Origin of the sequence: Gymnodinialimonas ceratoperidinii, assembly GCF_019297855.1 — a bacterium.
Lineage (GTDB): Bacteria > Pseudomonadota > Alphaproteobacteria > Rhodobacterales > Rhodobacteraceae > Gymnodinialimonas > Gymnodinialimonas ceratoperidinii.
The window spans coordinates 2,168,802-2,189,973 of sequence record NZ_CP079194.1; the positions used below are offsets into that span (position 1 = coordinate 2,168,802).

Genomic DNA, 21,172 nt, shown 5'->3' on the forward strand with positions numbered 1-21,172 from the left:
CCCCGCGCTGGCTCTTAAGGGAAGACGCCCAGGCCGAGGAGCCCCGCCGTCTCGTCCAGCCCGAGCATCAGGTTGGCGTTCTGCAGCGCCTGCCCGCTCGAACCCTTGCACAGGTTGTCGAGCGCCGCCACGACCTGCGCCCGGCCGCTGCGCCGGTCGGCCACCACGCCGATATGGCAGTAGTTCGTACCGCGCACGTCATGGGTCGAGGGGGCCGTGCCCATCGGTAGCACCTCGATGAAGGGCTCGTCTTGATATGCATCAAGCAAGGTGGCGTGGATCGTGTCCGCGTCGCCCTTGACGTAGCAGGTGGCGAGGATGCCACGGTTGAAGGGGGCCAGATGTGGGGTGAACTGAACCTCCACAGGGCGCCCGGCCACGCGGGAAAATTCCTGATCGAACTCGCCCAGATGCCGATGCGTGCCACCGAGGGCATAGGCGTTGGTGCCTTCGCTCAGCTCGGCGTGGAGGATGTTCTCCTTCAACGAGCGGCCGGCGCCCGAGACGCCGCAGATGAGATCGAGGATGATGTCGTCGAGATCCACGACGCCCGCCGCAATCAGCGGCCGCAGGGCGAATTGCCCGGTCGCCGCGTTGCAGCCGGTGCCCGCCACGAGCCGCGCGGCGGCGATCTCTTCGCGGTAGAATTCGGTCAGACCGTAGACGGCCTGCGCCTGCAACTCGGGCGCGTCATGGGGCTTGCCGTACCATTTGGCGTAATCCTCCGGGTCGCGCAGGCGGAAATCGGCGGAAAGGTCCACAACTTTAAGGTTGGACGGCAAGTCTTTGATAACGCTCTGGGAAGTGGCATGCGGCAGGGCGCAGAATGCGAGATCAACCCCAGAGAAATCCACATCCTCGATGCGCGTCAGATCGGGCAGGCCGGCGTTGCGCAGGAACGGGTAGACGGAGGCCATGGATTGCCCCGCCTTGCGGTCGCCCGTCAGCGCCGTGATTTCCATTTCCGGGTGGCCCGCGATGAGGCGGCAGAGTTCCGCGCCCGTGTAGCCGGAGGCGCCGAGAATTGCGATTTTCTGGGTCATGGGACTTGCTTTCCTGGGTGTCTGCAGGGGCTTAGATCAAAGCGCGGGGCGATACAAATCACGTCTCGTTATGGGGGTATCACGGCGCGTTGCGCGGCTTGCGTTTCTACGGCCACCGCAGGCGCTTCGGGATGGCCGTGGGATCCCTCCGGGGGGAGTTGTATCGGCCAAGATGAAGGGAGCGGCGGCGTGTTTGGCGGGCAGGCGCTTTCAGACCTGTTCGAAGCTGATCGGGCGGCGCAGGAAGATGGTGGCTTGGGCCTCCACCGATTTCGGGTCGCCGGTGGTCAGGAAGGCGGGCTCTCCTGATCCGATCATTTCCGGGCGGCGCTGGAGGTAGTCGCCGAGGCTCGCGGCCACGAGGGCGGGTTGCGAGTAGACCGCGACGCCGTCGCCGAGGGCTTTGCGGAATGCCTCTTCGACGAGGGGGTAATGGGTGCAGCCGAGGATTGCGGCCTGAGGCGCGGGCATCCGGCGTTTGAGGGCGTCGACGTGGGAGCGCACGAGCGCTTCGGCGAGGATCATGTCGCCCTGCTCGATCGCATCGACGACGCCGCCGCAGGGTTGCGCTTCGACATCGACGCCGATGGCGCGGAAGGCAAGCTCGCGCTGGAAGGCGCGACTGCTGACGGTGGTGGGCGTGGCGAAGAGCGCCACTTCCTTGATGTCGACCTCGCGCGGGGGGGAATTGTCGCCCCACTGACGTTCGGTCAAGGCCTCGATCAGGGGCACGAAGACGCCGAGCACGCGCTTGCCTTCAGGCACCCACCCCTCCTGCATCCGGCGCAGCGCGGCGGCGGAGGCGGTATTGCAGGCGAGGATCACCAGGTCGCAGCCCCGGTCGAAGAGGGTTTGGACGCCCGCCGTTGTCAGGTTGTAGATCTCATCGGCGTCGCGCACGCCGTAAGGCGCATTGGCATTGTCGCCCATGTAGATCAGCGGCACCTCGGGCAGTGCCATGGTCACGGCGTCCAATACCGTCAGACCGCCGAGGCCGCTGTCGAAAATCCCTACTGCCATCAGACCTGCTCCTTCATTTTTTGTCGTGCCGATCCCTTGTCGGGCCTGCGGTGGTGCGCCTCAAATTCGAACCCTTGCGCGGTGGGGTCAAGGGGGCGTGGGGACAGGGCATAGGTTGTTTCGCGCAGATAAGCCATGAGGGCCGTGGCGTCCCCTGCCCTCTCATTCAGCGCGGCGCGGGGGATCGGGTCGCCGATGGCGATATCGACGGTGGAATTCACGCGGGCGCGGAACTCCTTGATCAGGAGGCCCATGCGCAGGGTTGAATGCAGGTGGCTGGCGATCTGGAAGAGCCGCGAGTTGTGGCCGTCGAAGTAGATCGGCACCACCGTGGCTTCGGATTTCGCGATCATCCGCGCGGTGAAGCTGCGCCATTTCGGGTCCATCGGGCGCCCGAAGGGTTTGGCGGCGGTGCTGACCGTGCCGCCCGGAAAGACGCCGATGGCGCCGCCCTCGCCGAGGTAGGAGAGCGCCGTCTTGCGTGTGGTGAGGTTCTGGGCGAGCGCTTCTTTCGTCTCGTCGAAAGAGACCGGCAGGATCACGCGGTGGAGGTCTTCTGCCTTGCGAAACACCTGGTGGGCCAAGATACGGAAATCGCCGCGGGTCTGGGCCAGGATGTGGCCCATGACGAGGCCGTCGAGAATGCCGTAGGGGTGGTTCGCGATCAGCACGAGGGGGCCGTCGCGGGGGATGTTTTCAAGAGCTCCCGCGATGACGTTGAGGCGCAGCCCGTAGCGGCCGACCATGACGTCCCAGAAGTCGCGGCCGGCGCGCACCTCGGCGTCATAGCCCGCCGCCCGCCGGATCAGGCGCAGCCGCCCGGTGGTGTTCTCCATCGCGCGGATCATCACGCGGCCGCCCTTGGTGGCGGCGGAATGGGCGTAGGAAATCTCGCGCGCGACGGCCTTGTCAGACGGCACGGAAAGCGCGGGTTCTGGGCGGCGGCGTCTGGGCATTCAGGGCCTCTTGAGGAGCGTGCGAAAACATCTACGCAGTGGGATGCACCGGGTCCAGTGACGTTTGTGCAACGGCGCGCGGGCGCGGGGCTCAGCGCCGCGTCCAGCCCCAGAGGCAGAGCAGTTCCATCGCCACGTGAGCGGCGGCAACCGAGGTGATCTCGGCCTGATCGAACGGCGGCGAGACCTCCACCACGTCGCCGCCAACGACGGTGATGCCCGCCAGCTCGCGCAGCAGGATCGCGGCCTGCGCGCTGCTCATTCCGCCCCAGACCGGCGTGCCGGTGCCCGGCGCAAAGGCCGGATCGAGCGCGTCGATGTCGAAGGACAGGTAGACGGGCGCATCGCCCGCGCGCGCCTTCGCGGCGGCGGCCACGGCGCTGGCGCCCGTCTCGTGGACCTCGCGCGCGTCATGGATGTGGATGCCGAGGTTGTCCTCCACCACCGTGCGGATGCCGATGTGCGACGAGCGCGCCACGTCGATCAGCCCCTCCTGCACGGCCGTGTAGCAGAAGGTGCCATGGTCGATGCGGGTGGCATCGTCATCGGGCCAGGTGTCGGTATGCGCATCGACCTGAATCAGCGCGAGGGGGCCGTGGCGGGCGGCATGGGCGCGCAGGATCGGCAGGGTGATCGAATGATCGCCGCCAAGGGTGATCGCCGCGGTCCCTGCGTTGAGAATACCCGCGATATGGGTCTCGATCCGGGCGGGCACATCGGCGGTATGGGCATAGTCGAAGGCCATGTCGCCGTAGTCCGCGATGGCGAGCGCCTCGAGCGGCGAATAACCCTCCCACCCGTAGGGCGGATCGTAAGGCTGCAGGCTGGAGGCCGCACGGATCGCCCGCGGCCCAAGGCGCGTGCCGGGGCGGTTCGTCACCGCCTGATCGAAGGGAATGCCCGTGATCGCCACGTCCACGCCACTCAAATCCTTGGTGTACTTGCGCCGCAGAAACGACGGCGCCCCGGCGAAGGCGTTCTCGAACGCGAGCCCCTTGAGGTCCTCCCGCGTGATCGCCCCGTCCACTTCGTTCTTTGCATCTTCCAGCGCCATGACATGCCCTTCCGCTTTGATTTTTCCTTGCTATACGCAAGTTTTCACAAGACGAACCCCTGAATTGATCCATCTTGTACCGCCCGGCCGCGTGGGCGAGTGTCCGGGCAACCGACTGGCCGCGCATAGAGGAATGACGATGAACGATCTGAAGGCAAGATTTCTCGAAGGAATGAGCCGTGCGGCGGCCTCGGTCTGCGTGGTGACGACCGACGGCCCGGCGGGACGCGGTGGCGTGACCGTCTCGGCGATGACCTCGATCTCGGCAGATGGCGAGCGGCCGACGATGCTGACCTGCCTGAACGCCGATGCCTCCTCGCTGCCGCTGGTGCTGGAGAACGGGTGCTTCTGCATCAACGTGCTGAGCACCGGACAGACGGAGATTTCGGACGTCTTCTCCTCCCGCGTGCCGCCGCCCGGTGGTGACAAGTTCAACGCGGTCGAGCACATGGCGTTGGAAACGGGCGCACCGTACCTGAAAGCCGCGCTGGTGGGGTTTGATTGCCGGCTGGTCTCGGCCGAGAAACTGGGCACGCATCACATCTGCATCGGCGCGGTCGAGGCCGTGCGCGTGGCCGAGGAGGGTGAGCCGCTGCTCTACGGCATGCGGCGCTACCTGCGCGCCGAAGACCACTAGCGGCCCCTAGATCCCCGTCGCCGCGCGCCGTTTGGCCAGATCGTCCCGATCGCGCGTCGAGAGGCCCACGCCTTCCGAAGTGCGCTCCATGATCTCGTTCAGCAGATCTTTCGCCACCTCGCCAAAGACATCGGGCGCAATCTTGTTGAGCGCGTCGAGCGCGTCCATCACGTGGAGCTGCACCTCGGCGTTGGAGGCTCCGTCGCGGATGATCGGGCGGAACGCGCTTTCGACAAGGTCGCGTGGCTCCGACGACGGCACGTGGACCGCGTCGAAATGCACGTCCGGCCCCTCGCGGCTGCGCCAGCGCGCCAGAACCGCCAGCTCGCGATTGATCACGGCGATGGCGGTGCCGGGGTCGTTCACCCCCGGCGACAGGGCGCGCGAGCCGATCTCGGCCATCACGATCATGCCGTAGCGGGGATCCTGATCGAAGGTGCGGGTGCGCCGGATGGTGATGGCGCCGCGCAGGACGTCGGCCTCGCCGATCTCGCCCAGACAATAGAGCATCGGGGCACCGTTGTAGACGAAATCGCCGGGCAGAAGCGACAGGTAGATCTGACATCCCCTTTCGGTGGCCGCCTCATTCAGCGCCCCCATGTCGACATGCTGCACGTAGCCGGTTTCCGTCGCGCGGACCGGCACGGCCCCGGCGGGCACGTCACCCTTGTAGGGATGTCCGCCCATCCACGGCTTGTCGAGCCGGGTGGCCAGCGCGTCGTGGGCGGCCTCCTCCACCCGGTCGAGCGTGTTGTCCATGCGACCGAAGTCCGGCAGGTAGCCCATCCACCGCAACAGCGCCACGACGACGATCATGAGCACCAGCACCGTCGCGCCGAACAGCACCACCCGCGCTCCGGCGCTGTAGTAGCCCGCGTTCAAGCCGACGATGCCGACGACGGAATAGACGAAAGCGCCCAGAAAGGTCGCGAGGGTCGTCTGGGTCGTCGTGTCCTTCTGCAACAGCGCGGTCGAGCGCGGCGTGGCAGAGTTCTCGGCCGCCGTGAAGGCGTTGGCCGCGATGGAGAGCGAGAAGGTCGTCACCGCAAGCATGGAAGAGGCAAGGATCTGCAAGACCGCCGAAACAGCCCCGCCGCCGAAAGCCTCGGCCCATCCCTGCGGGATCAGCGGCGCCAGAAGCGGCGCCATCGCCGCGGTGAGGATCGCCAGCAGCGCGAAGGCCGCCACGCGCACCCAGAGTTCGCGCAACACCGAGCGCAGGGTCCAGAGCCATTTGCTAATCATTCTGCGAACCTAACCTATGCACGCCGCCCGGCAATGGCCGGGTCGACGATTAATTCGATGAATATAGACGCGATGCGGCGCGCGGCGCGCCTATGCAGGGTTCGCCGTCTCCACGATGCGGGCCAGAAGGCTCGCGCCGATGGGCGAAATCTCGTCGTTAAAATCGAACTCGGGGTGGTGCAGCCCCGCGCCCTCGCCCGCGCCGATGAACAGGTAAGAGCCGGGCCTTGCCTCCAGCATATAGGCGAAATCCTCGGCCCCCATCTCCTTGTAGCTTTCCGCATCGACGCGGTCCTCGCCCGCAACCTCGCGCGCCACATCTGCGGCGAAGGACGTGGCCTCGGCATCGTTGATCGTGGGCGGGTAGCCGCGCTCGTAGGTGAAATCGATCTCCACCCCGTAGCTTTCCGCCTGCCCGCGAACGATCTCACCCATCCGGCGCTCCACCATGTCGCGCACCTCGGCATCGAAGGTGCGCACGGTGCCGTTGAGATAGGCCTTGTCGGGGATCACGTTGTCCGCAGAGCCGGAATGGATCTGGGTCACCGACACCACCAGATCGTCGAGCGAGCGGTGATTGCGGGATACGATAGTGCCAAAGGCCTGTGCCACCGACAGAGCCGCCGGGATCGGGTCCAGCGTCTCATGGGGGTAGGCGCCGTGGCCGCCCTTGCCCTTCACATGGACATGGAAGGTATCAGCCGCCGCCATGATCGGACCGGGCGTGGTGAAGACGTGGCCGAAGTCCTTGCCCGGCACATTGTGCAGCGCAAAGACCTGCGCGATGTCGAAGGTGTCCATGATCCCCTCTTCCACCATCACGCCGGCCCCGCCGCCGCCCTCTTCCGCCGGCTGAAAGATCAGCGCCACGCGGCCGTTGAAGTTGCGCGTCTCCGCCAGATATTTCGCCGCCCCTAGCAGCATTGTTGTATGTCCGTCATGGCCGCAGGCGTGCATCTTGCCCGGCACGGTGGAGGCATGTTCCGCCCCGGTCGCCTCCTCGATCGGCAGCGCGTCCATGTCCGCGCGCAGGCCGATCGTGGGCCCCGCGCCCTTCCCCTCGATTATCGCCACGACGCCCGACGTCGCGATGCCCTCGTGGATTTCGGTCACGCCGAATTCCTTCAGACGGTCGACCACGAAGCGCGCCGTCTCGTGGCAATCGAACTGCAATTCCGGGTGCTTATGCAAATGCCTGCGCCAGGTTTTCATGTCGTCGGACATCGCGGCAATGGAATTGATGATGGGCATGGGGCTCTCCGGTTCTGGTTCGCGCAGAGTTTGATATGTCGCGCGGCCCGGGCGCAAGGGGCTGTCGCTTCTGAGCTTGCACAAGCGCGCTGCATGGCCCATCCCTTGCGCCATGGAAACGCTTCCTACCGACCCGATGCACCGCCTGCGCGCCATCATGGCGCGGCTGCGTGACCCCGTTCACGGCTGCCCCTGGGACGTGGAGCAGACCTTCGCCAGCATTGCGCCCTACACCATCGAAGAGGCCTACGAGGTCGCCGACGCCATCGAGCGCGGCAGCATGGAAGAGCTGCGCGGCGAGCTGGGCGACCTGCTGTTCCAGTCCGTCTTCCACGCCCAGATGGCGGAGGATGGCGGCCATTTCGACTTCGACGACGTGGCGCGCGCCATCGGCGACAAGATGATCGCCCGCCACCCCCATGTCTTCGGCGACGAGAGCAACGCCAAGTCCGCCGACCAGCAGGTCGCGGATTGGGAGACGGTGAAGGCCGCGGAGCGTGCAGCCAAGGATGCCGGTGGCGTGCTGGACGACGTAGCGCTCGGCCTGCCCGCCCTGATGCGCGCCGAGAAGCTGCAGAAACGCGCGGCCCGCGTGGGCTTCGACTGGCCCGAGATCACCTCCGTCATCGACAAGATCGCCGAGGAGGCCCGCGAATTGGCCGAGGCGCGCGAGACCTTGCCGCAGGAAAAGATCGCCGAGGAAATGGGCGATCTGCTCTTCGTCATGGCCAACCTCGCGCGGCACCTGAAGGTCGATCCCGAAACCGCCCTGCGCGGCGCCAACGCCAAGTTCGTCCGCCGTTTCGCCTATATCGAACAGCAACTGGCCAGCCGCGGCACAGGACCGGCGGACAGCTCGCTGGAGGAAATGGACGCCCTCTGGGACGCCGCCAAGGCCGAGGGCCTGTGATGGACAAGCCACCGACCGCTTCGCGGCCCATGACCCCCAAACCGGTGACGCCGGAGCCCGTGCGCCCCGATCCCGTGCGCCCCGAGGCACCGGCCTCCAACATCCCCAAGGCGGCGGGCTTCATGGCCGGCGCGATCGTCGCCTTCTCCGCCATGGCGGTCGCGGGCCGCGAGGTCGTGGCCGAGCTCGATACCTTCGAGTTGATGACATATCGCTCCATCGTGGGCCTGATCCTCGTGGTGCTGATCGGCGGGCTCACCGGGCGCTTGGGCGAGATCCGGACCGACCGGATGCCCACCCATATTTTCCGCAACATCTTCCATTTCCTCGGGCAGAACCTGTGGTTCTTCGCGGTCGGGGCCATCCCGCTCGCGCAGGTCTTCGCGCTGGAGTTCACCGCGCCGCTTTGGGTGATCATCTTCGCCGCGCTATTCCTTGGCGAGAGGCTGACCGTGGCGAAGATCGCCTCGGGCCTTATCGGGTTCATAGGCATCCTGATCGTAGTGCAGCCCGGCGCCGTGCCTTTCTCGCTCGGCATGGCCGCGTCACTGGGCGCGGCGGTGAGTTTCGCCATCACCGCGATCTTCACCAAGCGCCTGACGCGGGACCAGTCGATCATGGGAATCCTATTCTGGCTGACCACGATCCAACTCGTCCTCGGCTTGGCCTTCTGCCTCTATGACGGAGAGATCGCGCTGCCCTCGCTGTCGATCCTGCCGCTCGTCGTCCTGATCGGCCTCTGCGGGCTGGTGGCACATTTCTGCATGACCTCGGCCTTCTCCTGCGCGCCGGCCTCGGTCGTCATGCCCATCGACTTCGCACGCCTGCCCCTGATCGCGATCGTCGGCATGACCCTCTACAACGAGCCCCTGCAGCTCGCCGTCTTCGCCGGTGCGGTCCTGATCTTCGGGGCGAATTACATGAACATCCTGACCGAACACCGCCGCAGCCGCCGTCAGGTGTAACTTTTGTGACACAGCGTCCGCGCATATATGGCCACCGACGTCATATGACGCAGGGGAACATTTGCCCGAATGACGATATTTTGCCCTTAGATTGAGCAGCCCTGCGTGGGAGAGCGCAGAAAACGATCATTGGGACATATCGACGGGGAGGCACTCATCATGACCCGCTTCACAACGACCACCACCGCCCTCGCGGCACTTCTGGCCACAACCACCATCGCAAGCGCGGGTGGCGTGGAACGCTCAGCGCAATCCATGGGCATTCTTTTCGAAGAAGGCGCATACGCAGAACTGAGCTTTAGCTATGCCGATCCGGATGTTTCGGGGACAGGCGTCGGACAGGACTCCGGTGACATAGCAGAATCCTATGTCGATTTTGCCCTGCGATATCGCGATGACATTACCGACGACCTTTCCTATGCAATCATCTTCGATCGTCCGATCGGCGCCGACGTTGCATATGGATCGGGCACCTACCCGCTTGCTGGTAGCGAGGGCAATATCTCGTCTGAAGCTCTGACCGTTGCCCTGCGGTACGAGCTCGACCAAGGCTTTTCTATCTATGGCGGCCTTCGTGCTGTAAGCGCAGATGGGAATGTATACCTGACAGCACCTGCTGCCCTCGAGCCGTACGAAATGGACGCCAACGGCTCGACAGAGCTCGGCTATATGCTGGGTGCTGCCTATGAGCGGCCCGAGATCGCACTGCGCGTCGCTCTCACCTACCATTCCGCAACTAACCATACATTCGAAGCAACGGAGAGCTCACCGGCGATTGCTGGTGGCGCCGCTCTTGGGACCTCGTTCGAAACGACGATCCCGCAGTCGCTTACGTTGGAAGCTCAGTCTGGCATCGCAGAGGGAACGCTGCTGTTTGGATCGGTACGTTGGGTCGATTGGTCAGAGTTCGACATCACTCCAACCAACTACAATGCTGCGACCACAACAGCCGGCAATCCTTCTGGTTCATCGCTCGTGGACTATGAGAATGATGTTTACACCTACTCTCTCGGCATCGGTCGGCAACTTACGGATGAGTTGTCGGGTGCCATCAGCGTGACGCACGAAACGTCGAATGGCGGATATTCTGGCAACCTCGGTCCGACCGATGGCCGCACCGCGATCGGGCTGGCGCTATCGTACAACCCCGGGACGTTCGAGATTACAGGTGGCGTTCAATACAGCTGGCTCGGTGATGCGGAGACCGTCCTGGCGGCCGATCCAACTACCGGTGCTGTTCTTGCAAGCAGTAGTTTCGAGGACAACTCGGCGATCGGCGTCGGCATTCGTATCGGTTACTCCTTCTAACCAACCCCAAGACCTCCAACGACCCAAACCCCGCGCCCCCCTCAGGGCCGCGGGGTTTTTCTTTGGCTTGGCGCAGGTTCCGGGTCGCGTGCTCAAGGAAATCGCCCTAGACCGCTGCCATGACACAGACTTCTCTCAGCACCCGCGCATGGGCCGAGATGGGGCTACTGGCCCTGATATGGGGGGCCTCGTTCCTGTCGATCAAACTGGGGCTGGAAGAGCTTCCGTTCCTCACGCTCGTGGTCCATCGCGTGCTGTGGGCCTGCGTGATCCTCTGGGGTTACGTGCTTCTCCGGCGCCAGTCTGTCCCGCGCGACCTGCGGATCTGGAGGGCGTTTCTGGTCATGGGGCTGCTCAACAACGCCATTCCCTTCGCGCTGATGGCCTGGGGGCAGCAATTCATCGAGACCGGGCTGACCTCGATCTTCAACGCGGGCACGGCGATATTCGGCGTCCTCGTGGCGGCGATCTTCTTCGCGGATGAGCGCCTCACCCTGCGCAAGATTGCCGGGGTCTCGGTGGCCTTCTTCGGCGTCACGGTGGCCATCGGGCTCGACAGCTTGCGCCAGTTCGACATTCGCAGCCTCGCGCAGCTGGCGGTTCTGGGCGGGACGCTCTCCTACGCTTTGGCGAGCGCCTGGGCGCGCAAGCGGCTGATGGGGCTCTCGCCCGCCGTGGCAGCCGCCGGGATGCTGACGGGGGCCGTGGTGATCCTGCTGCCCGTGGCCCTGATCGTGGACGGCGCACCCGCGTGGCCCGCCCTGCCCCGGACCTACCTCGCCGTGGGATATTTTGCAGTCTTCGGCACCGCCATCGCCTACCTGCTCTATTACCGCGTCCTCGCCATGGTCGGCACCGGCAACGCGATGCTGGTCACCTTGCTGATCCCTCCCGTGGCCATCGTGCTCGGCGCGCTGGTGCTGGAGGAACGCCTCGCGCCCCAAGCCTTCGCGGGCTTCGGTCTGCTCGCTCTGGGCCTGCTGATCCTCGACGGACGTCTCCTGCGCTGGCTGCAAGGCAAGCCCGGACCGGTGACGGGGCCACAAAAGCTGCCCTGACGGCACCGGCCAACCGCCGAAGCCCCCCGCCACCCACATCCGCAAAAAGCCCGTCCCCCGCTTGCCTTGGGTCGAGCGCCCGTGGCAAGCATCGGCGATGGAATTGATCTACGACAGCCCGCAAGCCTTCCTCGACGCTCCCGCCAAGCGCGTCGCCGTCTTCGGCATGTCCGGCCTCGGCAAGACAGTGCTCTCCAACAAGCTGCGCGAAAGCGGCGACTGGTTTCACTACTCCGTCGATTACCGGATCGGCACGGCCTACATGGGCGAGCATATCGCCGACAACCTCAAGGCGCAGGCAATGCAGGTGCCGATGCTGGCGGAACTCCTGCGCTCGGACAGCATCTACATCGGCTCCAACATCACCTTCGGCAACCTCGCGCCGCTCTCGACCTTTCTGGGCAAACCCGGCGATCCGGCGAAGGGCGGGCTGCCCTTCGATGAATACAAGCGCCGTCAGGCACTGCACCGCCGGGCGGAGGTGAACGCGCTGCTCGACACCGTGCCCTTCGTGCTGCGCGCGTCGTCGCTCTATGGCTACGAGAACTTCATCTGCGACACCGGCGGCTCCATCTGCGCGGTGGTCGATCCATCCGATCCCGCCGATGAGGTCCTGCGCACCCTCGCCGCCAGCCTGCTGATGATCTGGATCGAGACCCCCGAGGGCCACGACGCCGAGCTGATCCGCCGCTTCAAGCTGAACCCCAAGCCGATCTATTACCAGCCCGAGCTGCTGGAGAGCTTGTGGTCTGAGTATCTCGACACCCACGGCCTGTCCGAGGCGCAGGTGGACCCGGACGATTTCGCCGTCCACGCCTTCAGCCGCGTGATCCACAGCCGCGCGCCGCTCTATGCGGCGATGGCGAAGAACTGGGGCGTCAGCGTCACCGCGGGCGAGGTCGAAGCCGTGCGCGACGCCCATGATGCCGAAGAGATGATCGCCCGCGCGCTGGCCAAGCCGCGCCCGAGCGCCTAGATCCTGCTTCCTGCCAAAGACGCCTTCCAAGAGACGAAACCATGCCCATCAAACTGCCCGATACCCTGCCCGCCTATAACATCCTGTCGCGCGAAGGCGTGATGGTGATGCCCGAGGATGCGGCGTCCAAGCAGGACATCCGTCCGCTGCGGATCGGGCTGTTGAACCTGATGCCGAAGAAGATCCAGACCGAGACGCAGTTCGCGCGCCTGATTGGCGCCTCGCCCCTGCAAATCGAGCTGTCGCTGATCCGGATGTCGGACCACGCTTCCAAGAACACCTCGGCGGAGCATATGGACGAGTTCTACCGCCCCTTCTCCGAGGTGCAGGCTAGCGGCGAGAAGTTCGACGGGCTGCTGATCACCGGCGCGCCAATCGAACATCTGCCCTTCGAAGAGGTCACTTATTGGGACGAGCTGAAGACGGTGATGGACTGGACCCAGAGCCATGTCCATTCGACCTTCGGCATCTGTTGGGGCGGCATGGCGATGGCCTACCACTTCCATGGCGTCAAGAAACACATGCTCGACGCCAAGGCTTTCGGCTGCTTCCGCCATGTGAACCGCGCGCCCGCCTCGCCCTACCTGCGCGGCTTTTCGGACGACGTGCTGATGCCGGTCTCGCGCTGGACGGAGGTCCGCGCCGAGGAGGTGGCCGCCGCCGGGCTCACCACGCTGATCGGCTCGGACGAGGTCGGCCCGGCGCTGGTCGAGGACGCCGGCCACCGGGCGCTCTACGTCTTCAACCACTTCGAATACGATAGCGAGACCCTGAAGCAGGAATATGACCGCGACGCCGCCGCGGGCGCGCCGATCAACGTGCCGGTCAACTACTACCCTGACGATGATCCGACGCGCCAACCGATGAACCGCTGGCGATCCCACGCGCATCTGCTTTACGGCAATTGGGTGAGCGAATTGTACCTGACGACGCCCTACGACATGGACCAGATTGGCCTCGCTTCGACGGACTTGCGGCGGTGAAACTGGTGTTGGCGCTCCTCGGCATCCTCCTCTGTGCCCTCATCCTCGTCGCCCTGCTCACGGTATGGCGCGCCGGCCGAAACGAGGCCGCGGCCGAGGCGGATTATCCGCCGGCGGGCCAGTTCGTCGAGGTGAACGGCACCCGCGTGCACTATATCGACGAAGGCGAAGGCCCCGCCGTCGTGCTGATCCACGGCTCCGGCGGAAACCTCAACGACTGGACCTTCGACATGGTCGGCCGCCTGCGCGACCGCTACCGGGTCATCGCTTTTGATCGGCCGGGACTCGGCTATACCGAGATGATCGGCCAAGGCGCCTCGATCACCGATCAGGCGCGGCTTCTGGCGGATGCGGCAACCGCCATCGGCGCCGATAACCCGATGGTCGTCGGCCATTCCTTCGGCGGCGCCGTCGCCGTGGCCTGGGGCGTGGAGCGTCCCGACGTGCTGGCCGGTCTGGTCGTTCTGGCGGGCGCGACGAACCCCTGGGACACCGGCATCAGCACCTATTACCGCCTCCTGTCGCATCCCGTCGCGGGGCCGATCATGGCCACCTTGCTGGCCGCCTGGGTGCCTGAGCGCATCGTGACCGAGAACGTCGAGGCGGTGTTCAAACCGCAGACCGCGCCCGAGGGTTACGGCGAACACTTCGGTCCCGGCCTGACCCTGCGCCGCTTCTCCCTGCTGGAGAACGCGCGTCAGCGCGCTGACCTGCTGCCGCAGATCGAGGCCCTTGTGCCCCACTACGCGCGCATCGACGTGCCGACCGAGATCCTGCACGGTGATGCCGATACGACCGTGGGGCTCGAAATCCACTCGATCCCGCTCAGCCAGCAAATCCCTGATGCGCGCCTCACCGTGCTCGACGGCGTGGGCCACATGCCCCAACACGCCGCGCCCGAGGCCCTTGAGGCCGCCATCGACCGCCTCGCACAGCGGGCCGGCCTGCGCTGAATTTGCTTTGTTTCATTGCGAAACGGCCTCGGCACACCTAATGTAATAAATAATAACATTTCGCGAGAGCAGGCCCGAGCCATGAGTAAACCCTTCGACGGCGCAATCAGCACCTACTTCGATGAAGAGGCCCCCGATTGGGTGCGCGCCCAGATCGAGGGCGCCAAGAAGAACCGCATGCTCGATCCCTCCTATCCCTATGAAAAACGGATGGACAAGGACGACTACGAAGAGGATCTGGCCGCGCTGCAGATCGAACTGGTCAAGATGCTCTCCTGGGTGCGCGAGACCGGCGCGCGGGTCGCGGTTGTCTTCGAGGGGCGCGATGCCGCCGGCAAGGGCGGCGCGATCAAGCGCATCCGCGAGAACCTGAACCCCCGCGCGGCCCATGTCATAGCGCTCAGCAAGCCGACCGAGCGTGAAGCCGGGCAGTGGTATTTCCAACGCTACATCCAACACCTGCCCTCTGCCGGCGAGATCAGCCTTTTCGACCGCAGCTGGTACAACCGCGGCGTGGTGGAGAAGGTCTTCGATTTCTGCACCGAGGCGCAGCGCGAGGCGTTTTTCGCGCAGCTTCCGGGCTTCGAGAGCACCATTGTGAACGACGGAATCCACCTGACCAAGATCTGGCTCAACGTGGGCCGCGCCGAGCAATTGCGCCGGTTCCTCTCGCGTGAGGAAGATCCCTTGAAGCAATGGAAGCTCAGCTGGATTGACGTGGAAGGCCTGAAACGATGGGACGCCTACAGCGCCGCGATTGCCGAGACGCTGGAACGCTCGCACACCACCGCCGCGCCCTGGACGGTGATCCGCTCCGACGACAAGCGCCGCGCGCGTCTTGCCGTGATCCGCGCCGTGCTGCAGGGGCTGGACTACGACGGGAAGGACGAGGCGCGGGTTGGCGCGCCTGATCCGAAGATCACCGGAGGGCCGGAAATGTGGTCCGATCCCGGCGCGAAGACCGCCTGATGCCCAAGCGCGGCTACCACCATGGCAACCTCAAGCAGGCGCTGGTCGATGCGGCCTTGCAGCTGATCGAGGAAAAAGGCCCGACGGGTTTCACCCTGTCAGAGGCCGCCAAGACCGCCGGCGTGACCCCGGCGGCGGTCTACCGCCATTTCGACGGGCGCGAGACGCTGATCGCGGAATGTGCGCTGCAGGGGCACGAGATTTTTGCGGATCTGATGAACCACGCCTTCAACGGCGGCCAACCCTCGGCCCTCGCGGCATTCGAGGCGACAGGCCGCGCCTACCTCGCCTTCGCCCGCAAATATCCCGGTCATTACATGGCGATGTTCGAATCCGGCACTTCCGTCAACGCGACACCGGAATTGGCGGCGGCAGCTGGAAAATCCAGCGCGGTGCTGGAGCACGCGGCCGACGCCCTGTCCGAGCATATCCCGCCCGAAAAACGGCCGCCGTCGTCGATGTTCTCGGCCCATATCTGGGCGATGTCCCACGGCGTTGTCGAACTCTTCGCCCGTGGCCGGCCCGGTGCGAATGCGCCCTTCCCGCCGGAAGATCTGCTGGAGGCCGGGATCGGCATCTACCTGCGCGGCCTCGGGCTGATCGAACCCGACCGCTGACGTGGCTACACGCGCTCTCACGCGGCCTCTCGCGTGTAGATCTCGTTGCGCAGCAAGCTCTGGATCTGGCCGTTCCGCGCTTCGATCGCTTGCAGGCTGCTGTGGGTCAGGCTCTGGAACCGTTGCAGCCGAAGGATGATCTCGCTCATGCTGCCGGTGGGATCACCGATCCTTGCGGTCTCGATCTCGCTCATCACCCGCATGATGTTGAGGCCCGAGAGCGTGCGTTTCAGCATCCGGCACGCGGCCTCGAAACAAGCCATTTCCTTCAGGACCTCGTGCAGCACGTTCTTTCCCTCGGCCCGCCGCTGCGGGCGCTCGGCGACAAGACGCGCCATTTCGGCCCGTGTCACGGTGGCAATGTCGTGATCCGGCTCCTCGGCGAATTGTACGATGATCTCGCTCAACATGCTGAAGGCGCAATTGACGAAAAGCCCGGCGCACAGTCGGTCCGCCATATGATCCAGTCCGTCGAGGAACGGCCGGATACCTGATTTGATATTGTTTGAAATATCGTCGAAATTCGTCGAGATCACCCCGAGCGGTGCCGCCCTTTCGCCCATCCGCGTGGCATGGATGCGCATGTTCTTCGGCGAGCCTTCGATGGCCTTGAAGCCAGTGACGATGGCGCGGCCTTCCTTCCGGATCGTGTCCAGCTGCGTCAGGGTTTCGGCAAAGCGTTCCATCTGGCTGTTGGCCCCGCGCCGCAGATGCGCATCGCGGGACCGGATTTCCTGCGACAGGGCATAGGACATGAAGCTGCCGTAGTCGGGAAATCCAAGCTCTGCCAATTCCGCGAGCAGCGCCTGCGCGCTTTGCTCGGGCTCGATGTCCTCTGCCAGTTCGGCTGCCCGGATGCGGGCGTAAAGCGCCTTCACCGTGTCGAGCATCGGGCTGGTGGGTTTCAGCCGCACCGAGACGAAACCTTCGCCCTCGGCGATGACGATGGCGAACACCCAATAGTAGCGGCCATCCTTGGCCCGGTTTTTCACATAAGCGCCAATGGGTTGTCCGGCCTTGATCGATCTCCAGATCAACCAGAAGACCGCCCTTGGCATATCTTCATGGCGCACCGTCTTGTGCGGCGCGCCCATCAGTTCTTCCCACGAATAGCCGCTGACCCGGACAAAGACCCCGTTGCCGCCGGTCACGACACCGCGCGGATCAGAGCGGGAAAAGAAGAGCTCCTCCGGCAGGAAGCGGCGTTCTTCGTTCAAATAGACCTTTGCCGACGGCTCATCGGCTTCCTGCTCTTCCATGGCGACCTCTCGTGGCGGAGGCCTCCATGCTGGCAGAGGGGTGTTACGATACCCTTAACGCCTTAACGGCGCCGGAGAAGCGTCGCGCTCAGCCGAAAAGTTCGTGGCAGAGCTCCAGCGCTTCGATCAGCGCGTCCACTTCGGCGCGGGTGTTGTACATCCCGAAGGAGGCCCGCGCGGTGGCGTTGACGCCCATATGCTCCATCAAAGGCTGCGCGCAATGATGGCCCGCGCGCACCGCGATGCCCTTCTTGTCGAGCACGGTCGAGATATCATGGGCATGGGCCGCGCCGGGCATGGTGAAGCTGAAAATCGCACCCTTGTTTTTCGAATTTCCCTGCACATTCAACCAGTTGAGACCATGGAGCAACGTGCTCGCATAGGTCGCGAGGTCCGCTTCATGGGCGGCGATGTTCTCCATTCCCACGCCCATCATGTATTCCAGCGCGACCCCGAGACCGATCTGCTGGACGATACCCGGCGTGCCGGCCTCGAACTTCATCGGCGGGTCGTTCCACGTGATGACCTCGCGGCTGACCTCGCGGATCATGTCGCCGCCACCCATGAAGGGACGCATCTCCTCCATCCGGGCGCGCTTGATGTGGATCGCGCCGGAGCCGCTCGGCCCGTAGAGTTTGTGGCCGGTGATGGCATAGAAATCCGCACCGATCTCATCGACATTTACGGGCAGATGCACGGCCGCCTGCGACCCGTCGACCAGCACGGCAATGTCGCGCGCGTGGGCCGCGTCGACCACCGATTTCACGTCGAAGACCGTGCCCAGAACGTTGGACATGTGAGACAGGGCCACCAGCTTCGTGCGCGGTCCCATGGCGTCGATCACGGCCTGGGGATCAAGGTCGCCGTTGCTGTCCACATCGACCCAGACCAGATTCACCCCTTGCCGCTCGCGCAGGAAATGCCATGGGACGATGTTGGCGTGATGCTCGGCCACGGTGAGGATGATCTCGTCGCCGGCCTCCATGCGCGGCATGGCCCATGAATAGGCGACCATGTTGATCGCCTCGGTGGTGCCGGAGGTAGAGATGATCTCGTCCTCGTCGGCCGCGCCGAGGAACCGCGCGATGGTGCCCCGGGTGCCCTCGTATTTCTCGGTCGCGAGGTTGCTGAGGTAATGCAGCCCCCGGTGGACGTTGGAATATTCCTGCGCATAGGCCTGCGTGATCGCGTCGATCACCACCTGCGGCTTCTGGGCCGAGGCCCCGTTGTCGAGGTAGACCAGCGGCTTGCCGTTGACCTCCCGCGCAAGGATCGGGAAATCGGCGCGGATTGCTTCGACGTCATAGCTCATGGGAGGGACCGCCCGTGTCTTGTTCGGCCCAACGGACCGTGTGGTGGTGAACCGGGATCATGCCAATGCTCCGGTCGGATTGGTTTCAGCCTCGCGCAGGCCGATGCTCCAGAAGGTGAGGAAGGAGCCGATGACGATCACGCCCGCGATCTGCTGCGCCGGACCGGGGCCGATGAAGCCTGAGACCAGCCCATGGAAGAGCCACGCGGGGCTCGACGCGAGAAGCGCCCAGAACAACGCCAGACGGGCCGAATAAAAGCTGCCGCGACCGCCGAAAAGACGCGCGATGATGTGGGTCAGCCCGCCGATCAGGTAGAACAGAAGCGGCCAGACCAGAAGCCAGGCGAAGCCGGTGATGGCGATCTCGGCCTGAAAGGTCGCGACCTTGTCCGACGCCTTGGAGGCCGTCGCCAGCCACTCCTGCTGTTCCAGCGTGTTCGCCCGCTGCAACCGGGGCAGCTGGCCCACGAAGATCATCAGGCAGGCCGCAAAGAGGATCGCAAGCGCGCGATCCTCCCGCACGCCCATGGAGAGCAGCTTGCGCATCACCGCGCGCGGCCTGCGCCATGTGGCGACCATATCCTGACTGACGCTCATGGTTCAGCCAGCCCGCCTGCGTACGAGCCATTCTTCCAGCCGCGCACTGACATCGTCGCGCAGGGCCTCATCGGCGATCTCCTCGATCGCTTCGGCAAGGAACGCCAGCACCAGAAGGTCCGTCGCCTGCTCGCTCGGCACACCGCGCGATTGCAGGTAGAAGAGCGCCGTCTCGTCGATCGCGCCGGTGGTGGACCCGTGCGAGCAGATCACGTCATCGGCGTAGATCTCGAGTTCCGGCTTGGCCTGAAAGCTGCTGTCCTCGTCGAGGAGCAGCGACTGGCTGATCTGGTAGCCGTCGGTCTTCTGGGCGCCCGCCTTCACGAGGATCTTGCCCTGAAACACGCCTTCGGCACCGTTACGCAGCACCTTCTTGAACACCTGCCGGCTTTCGCAATCCACCGCGTCATGGGTGATGAAGACCGTGTCGTCGTGGTGGAACGGCACGGCGCTGCCATCGCCGAGCGCCGCGCCCGCGACGTGGGCCGTCGCATTGTCGCCCACGATCTCGATCACGTGCTCGTTGCGGGTGTTCACGGAGTTGGCCGTGGTGGTGAAGGACTTGTAGAGCGCCTCGGCACCGACCCGCGCGAAAATATGCGTGGCCGCACGCCGCTCGTGGTCGCGACCCTGAGCGCGGACGTGGTGGAAGGCGCCACCATCGGCCACGTCGACTTCCATCGCGCTGTTGAACCGCGCCGCGGCAGGGCCAACCTCGAGCAACGTCAGCTCCGCACCGGTTTCCACCCGCACGACATGGTGCAGCATGGCGTCGGAGCGGTCGTCGCGGTGCAGATAGATCAGCGCAACGGGCTTCTCTGCCTTGGCGGTCGCCCGGATCACGACACCGTCGGTCGCAAAGGCGGTGTTGAGCGCCGCGAGGGGACGCGGGACCGGGTTCTGGCCGGCCTCCTCAAGCGTGCCGTAGACGTCCTTGGCCCAGTGGATGTCCTTGGCCAGCGCATCCTCGAGCCGCTCGATCTCCAGCCCCGCCATGGCGAGGTCGTCGGATTTCTTCGCGTCGAAGACACCATCGACGAAGACCACCTTCAGGCGGTCGATATCGTTGAACATCGGGGTTTCGGCGGGGTCATGGAAGACCGCCGCGCGCGGGGCCGTGGCCTGCGTCAGGGTGCTCGGGTCGGTGTAGCGCCAGTATTCGTCCCGCCGCGTCGGCAGACCCATTGCGCGAACACGCCCCAGGGCGGCCTCGCGGGCGTCCGTCCCGTTGCGGGGCATCTCGAGCGCGGCGATCCGCGCTTCGGTCAGATCAGGTTTGGGTGCCGGATTGGCCATTTAAGCTACCTCCGCCAGAATGTCGGCGTAACCGTTCTGCTCGACCTCGAGGGCCAGCTCCGGTCCGCCGGTCTTCACGATGCGACCGTCGGCCATGATGTGGACGACGTCGGGTTTGATGTGGTCCAGCAGGCGCTGGTAGTGGGTGATCACGAGGAACCCACGGCCCTCACTGCGCAGCGCGTTCACGCCCTCGGAGACGAGCTTCATCGCGTCCACGTCGAGGCCCGAGTCGGTCTCGTCGAGGATGCACATCTTGGGCTCCAGCATCGCCATCTGCAGGATCTCGTTACGCTTCTTCTCACCGCCCGAGAAACCGACGTTGACCGGGCGCTTGAGCATCTCGGCGTCGATCTTCAGCTCTTTGGCCTTGGCGCGGATCAGCTTGAGGAATTCACCTGCCGACATCTCCTCCTCGCCGCGGCTCTTGCGCTGCGCGTTTACCGCGGTGCGCAGGAAGGTCATGTTGCCGACGCCGGGGATCTCCACCGGGTACTGGAACGCCAGAAACAGGCCCGCGGCCGCGCGCTCTTCGGGGTCCATGTCGAGCAGGTCTTCACCGTCGAGCGTCGCCTCGCCACCAGTCACCTCGTAGCCGCCCTTGCCGGACAGCACGTAGGAGAGCGTGGATTTGCCAGAGCCGTTCGGCCCCATGATCGCATGGACCTCTCCGGCTTTCACTTCCAGATCCACACCTTTCAGGATCTGCTTGTCTTCTTCTTCCAGTTCAACGGCCAGGCCTTTGATATTCAGCATCTTATTT

The 21,172-nt window shown here is 64.9% G+C and carries 21 protein-coding genes; 10 read left to right on the forward strand and 11 right to left on the reverse strand.

What is annotated here, in order from left to right:
* Positions 1 to 14: 14 nt before the first annotated feature.
* The 4 genes from argC to speB all read right to left on the reverse strand — a co-directional run bounded on the left by argC (position 15) and on the right by speB (position 4,073).
* Entirely contained in the window at positions 15 to 1,043 is a 1,029-nt protein-coding gene (argC, locus tag KYE46_RS10550) for an N-acetyl-gamma-glutamyl-phosphate reductase (protein WP_219000584.1), read from the reverse strand.
* A 210-nt stretch (positions 1,044 to 1,253) separates the two neighbouring features.
* Positions 1,254 to 2,063: a glutamate racemase gene (locus tag KYE46_RS10555; RefSeq protein ID WP_219000585.1), complete on the reverse strand. Its 810-nt coding sequence runs from the start codon at positions 2,061 to 2,063 to the stop codon at positions 1,254 to 1,256.
* A complete protein-coding gene (locus KYE46_RS10560) occupies positions 2,063 to 3,019 on the reverse strand; it encodes a lysophospholipid acyltransferase family protein (RefSeq protein ID WP_428845054.1) in 957 nt (318 codons plus the stop codon). Before KYE46_RS10560 ends, KYE46_RS10555 begins: the two co-directional genes overlap by 1 nt.
* Before the next feature lie 91 nt (positions 3,020 to 3,110).
* Positions 3,111 to 4,073 (reverse strand): agmatinase, encoded by a 963-nt coding sequence (gene speB, locus KYE46_RS10565; protein ID WP_219000586.1) that lies wholly within the window; start codon positions 4,071 to 4,073, stop codon positions 3,111 to 3,113.
* 139 nt (positions 4,074 to 4,212) lie between these two features.
* Here speB and KYE46_RS10570 point away from each other — a divergent pair, with 139 nt between their 5' ends.
* Complete coding sequence (locus KYE46_RS10570; protein WP_219000587.1) at positions 4,213 to 4,710, forward strand: flavin reductase family protein; 498 nt, start codon at positions 4,213 to 4,215, stop codon at positions 4,708 to 4,710.
* Between the two features lie 6 nt (positions 4,711 to 4,716).
* Here the strand turns inward: KYE46_RS10570 and KYE46_RS10575 are convergent, their stop codons facing one another.
* Both KYE46_RS10575 and KYE46_RS10580 read right to left on the reverse strand, forming a co-directional pair.
* Entirely contained in the window at positions 4,717 to 5,955 is a 1,239-nt protein-coding gene (locus KYE46_RS10575) for a DUF2254 domain-containing protein (RefSeq protein WP_219000588.1), read from the reverse strand.
* 90 nt (positions 5,956 to 6,045) lie between these two features.
* Positions 6,046 to 7,206 carry a M20 aminoacylase family protein gene (locus KYE46_RS10580; RefSeq protein ID WP_219000589.1) on the reverse strand — a complete coding sequence of 387 codons (1,161 nt, stop codon included), beginning with the start codon at positions 7,204 to 7,206 and terminating at the stop codon, positions 6,046 to 6,048.
* A 112-nt stretch (positions 7,207 to 7,318) separates the two neighbouring features.
* On the opposite strand from KYE46_RS10580, the gene mazG reads away from it, so the two are divergent.
* From mazG to KYE46_RS10625, 9 genes are all read left to right on the forward strand, one after another.
* Positions 7,319 to 8,116 carry a nucleoside triphosphate pyrophosphohydrolase gene (gene mazG / locus KYE46_RS10585; RefSeq protein WP_219000590.1) on the forward strand — a complete coding sequence of 266 codons (798 nt, stop codon included), beginning with the start codon at positions 7,319 to 7,321 and terminating at the stop codon, positions 8,114 to 8,116.
* Positions 8,117 to 8,145: 29 nt separating this feature from the next.
* Positions 8,146 to 9,081 carry a DMT family transporter gene (locus KYE46_RS10590; protein ID WP_219000591.1) on the forward strand — a complete coding sequence of 312 codons (936 nt, stop codon included), beginning with the start codon at positions 8,146 to 8,148 and terminating at the stop codon, positions 9,079 to 9,081.
* A gap of 159 nt (positions 9,082 to 9,240) precedes the next feature.
* Positions 9,241 to 10,389, forward strand: coding sequence for an OmpP1/FadL family transporter (locus tag KYE46_RS10595; RefSeq protein WP_219000592.1), 1,149 nt, complete (start codon positions 9,241 to 9,243; stop codon positions 10,387 to 10,389).
* Between the two features lie 119 nt (positions 10,390 to 10,508).
* Positions 10,509 to 11,447, forward strand: coding sequence for a DMT family transporter (locus tag KYE46_RS10600; RefSeq protein ID WP_219000593.1), 939 nt, complete (start codon positions 10,509 to 10,511; stop codon positions 11,445 to 11,447).
* 103 nt (positions 11,448 to 11,550) lie between these two features.
* Positions 11,551 to 12,423, forward strand: a complete 873-nt coding sequence (locus KYE46_RS10605) for an ATPase (RefSeq protein ID WP_428845090.1) — start codon at positions 11,551 to 11,553, stop codon at positions 12,421 to 12,423.
* 41 nt (positions 12,424 to 12,464) lie between these two features.
* Entirely contained in the window at positions 12,465 to 13,406 is a 942-nt protein-coding gene (locus tag KYE46_RS10610) for a homoserine O-succinyltransferase (protein WP_219000595.1), read from the forward strand.
* Entirely contained in the window at positions 13,403 to 14,359 is a 957-nt protein-coding gene (locus KYE46_RS10615; protein WP_219000596.1) for an alpha/beta fold hydrolase, read from the forward strand. Before KYE46_RS10610 ends, KYE46_RS10615 begins: the two co-directional genes overlap by 4 nt.
* Before the next feature lie 81 nt (positions 14,360 to 14,440).
* Complete coding sequence (gene ppk2, locus KYE46_RS10620) at positions 14,441 to 15,328, forward strand: polyphosphate kinase 2 (RefSeq protein ID WP_219000597.1); 888 nt, start codon at positions 14,441 to 14,443, stop codon at positions 15,326 to 15,328.
* Positions 15,328 to 15,945, forward strand: coding sequence for a TetR/AcrR family transcriptional regulator (locus KYE46_RS10625; protein WP_219000598.1), 618 nt, complete (start codon positions 15,328 to 15,330; stop codon positions 15,943 to 15,945). The genes ppk2 and KYE46_RS10625 overlap by 1 nt, the downstream gene beginning before the upstream one ends.
* 17 nt (positions 15,946 to 15,962) lie before the next feature.
* Here KYE46_RS10625 and KYE46_RS10630 read toward each other — a convergent pair whose 3' ends face one another.
* From KYE46_RS10630 to sufC, 5 genes are all read right to left on the reverse strand, one after another.
* On the reverse strand, positions 15,963 to 17,204 hold the full coding sequence (locus KYE46_RS10630; protein ID WP_219000599.1) for a PAS domain-containing protein: 1,242 nt from the start codon (positions 17,202 to 17,204) through the stop codon (positions 15,963 to 15,965).
* 88 nt (positions 17,205 to 17,292) lie between these two features.
* On the reverse strand, positions 17,293 to 18,516 hold the full coding sequence (locus tag KYE46_RS10635; RefSeq protein ID WP_219000600.1) for a cysteine desulfurase: 1,224 nt from the start codon (positions 18,514 to 18,516) through the stop codon (positions 17,293 to 17,295).
* A 57-nt stretch (positions 18,517 to 18,573) separates the two neighbouring features.
* Positions 18,574 to 19,113, reverse strand: coding sequence for a YIP1 family protein (locus KYE46_RS10640; RefSeq protein WP_219000601.1), 540 nt, complete (start codon positions 19,111 to 19,113; stop codon positions 18,574 to 18,576).
* A gap of 3 nt (positions 19,114 to 19,116) precedes the next feature.
* Entirely contained in the window at positions 19,117 to 20,409 is a 1,293-nt protein-coding gene (locus tag KYE46_RS10645; protein WP_219000602.1) for a SufB/SufD family protein, read from the reverse strand.
* Complete coding sequence (gene sufC, locus KYE46_RS10650; RefSeq protein ID WP_219000603.1) at positions 20,410 to 21,165, reverse strand: Fe-S cluster assembly ATPase SufC; 756 nt, start codon at positions 21,163 to 21,165, stop codon at positions 20,410 to 20,412.
* Positions 21,166 to 21,172: the final 7 nt, after the last annotated feature.

Excerpts from the sequence above, each read along its gene's own strand:
- KYE46_RS10570 (WP_219000587.1), top strand. The coding sequence starts at position 4,213 with ATGAACGATCTGAAGGCAAGATTTCTCGAAGGAATGAGCCGTGCGGCG.
- speB (WP_219000586.1), bottom strand. The coding sequence starts at position 4,073 with ATGGCGCTGGAAGATGCAAAGAACGAAGTGGACGGGGCGATCACGCGG.
- KYE46_RS10590 (WP_219000591.1), top strand. The coding sequence starts at position 8,146 with ATGACCCCCAAACCGGTGACGCCGGAGCCCGTGCGCCCCGATCCCGTG.
- sufC (WP_219000603.1), bottom strand. The coding sequence starts at position 21,165 with ATGCTGAATATCAAAGGCCTGGCCGTTGAACTGGAAGAAGAAGACAAG.
- KYE46_RS10580 (WP_219000589.1), bottom strand. The coding sequence starts at position 7,206 with ATGCCCATCATCAATTCCATTGCCGCGATGTCCGACGACATGAAAACC.
- ppk2 (WP_219000597.1), top strand. The coding sequence starts at position 14,441 with ATGAGTAAACCCTTCGACGGCGCAATCAGCACCTACTTCGATGAAGAG.
- KYE46_RS10630 (WP_219000599.1), bottom strand. The coding sequence starts at position 17,204 with ATGGAAGAGCAGGAAGCCGATGAGCCGTCGGCAAAGGTCTATTTGAAC.
- KYE46_RS10625 (WP_219000598.1), top strand. The coding sequence starts at position 15,328 with ATGCCCAAGCGCGGCTACCACCATGGCAACCTCAAGCAGGCGCTGGTC.
- mazG (WP_219000590.1), top strand. The coding sequence starts at position 7,319 with ATGGAAACGCTTCCTACCGACCCGATGCACCGCCTGCGCGCCATCATG.
- KYE46_RS10645 (WP_219000602.1), bottom strand. The coding sequence starts at position 20,409 with ATGGCCAATCCGGCACCCAAACCTGATCTGACCGAAGCGCGGATCGCC.
- KYE46_RS10555 (WP_219000585.1), bottom strand. The coding sequence starts at position 2,063 with ATGGCAGTAGGGATTTTCGACAGCGGCCTCGGCGGTCTGACGGTATTG.
- KYE46_RS10560 (WP_428845054.1), bottom strand. The coding sequence starts at position 3,019 with ATGCCCAGACGCCGCCGCCCAGAACCCGCGCTTTCCGTGCCGTCTGAC.
- KYE46_RS10610 (WP_219000595.1), top strand. The coding sequence starts at position 12,465 with ATGCCCATCAAACTGCCCGATACCCTGCCCGCCTATAACATCCTGTCG.
- argC (WP_219000584.1), bottom strand. The coding sequence starts at position 1,043 with ATGACCCAGAAAATCGCAATTCTCGGCGCCTCCGGCTACACGGGCGCG.
- KYE46_RS10600 (WP_219000593.1), top strand. The coding sequence starts at position 10,509 with ATGACACAGACTTCTCTCAGCACCCGCGCATGGGCCGAGATGGGGCTA.
- KYE46_RS10595 (WP_219000592.1), top strand. The coding sequence starts at position 9,241 with ATGACCCGCTTCACAACGACCACCACCGCCCTCGCGGCACTTCTGGCC.
- KYE46_RS10575 (WP_219000588.1), bottom strand. The coding sequence starts at position 5,955 with ATGATTAGCAAATGGCTCTGGACCCTGCGCTCGGTGTTGCGCGAACTC.
- KYE46_RS10635 (WP_219000600.1), bottom strand. The coding sequence starts at position 18,516 with ATGAGCTATGACGTCGAAGCAATCCGCGCCGATTTCCCGATCCTTGCG.
- KYE46_RS10640 (WP_219000601.1), bottom strand. The coding sequence starts at position 19,113 with ATGAGCGTCAGTCAGGATATGGTCGCCACATGGCGCAGGCCGCGCGCG.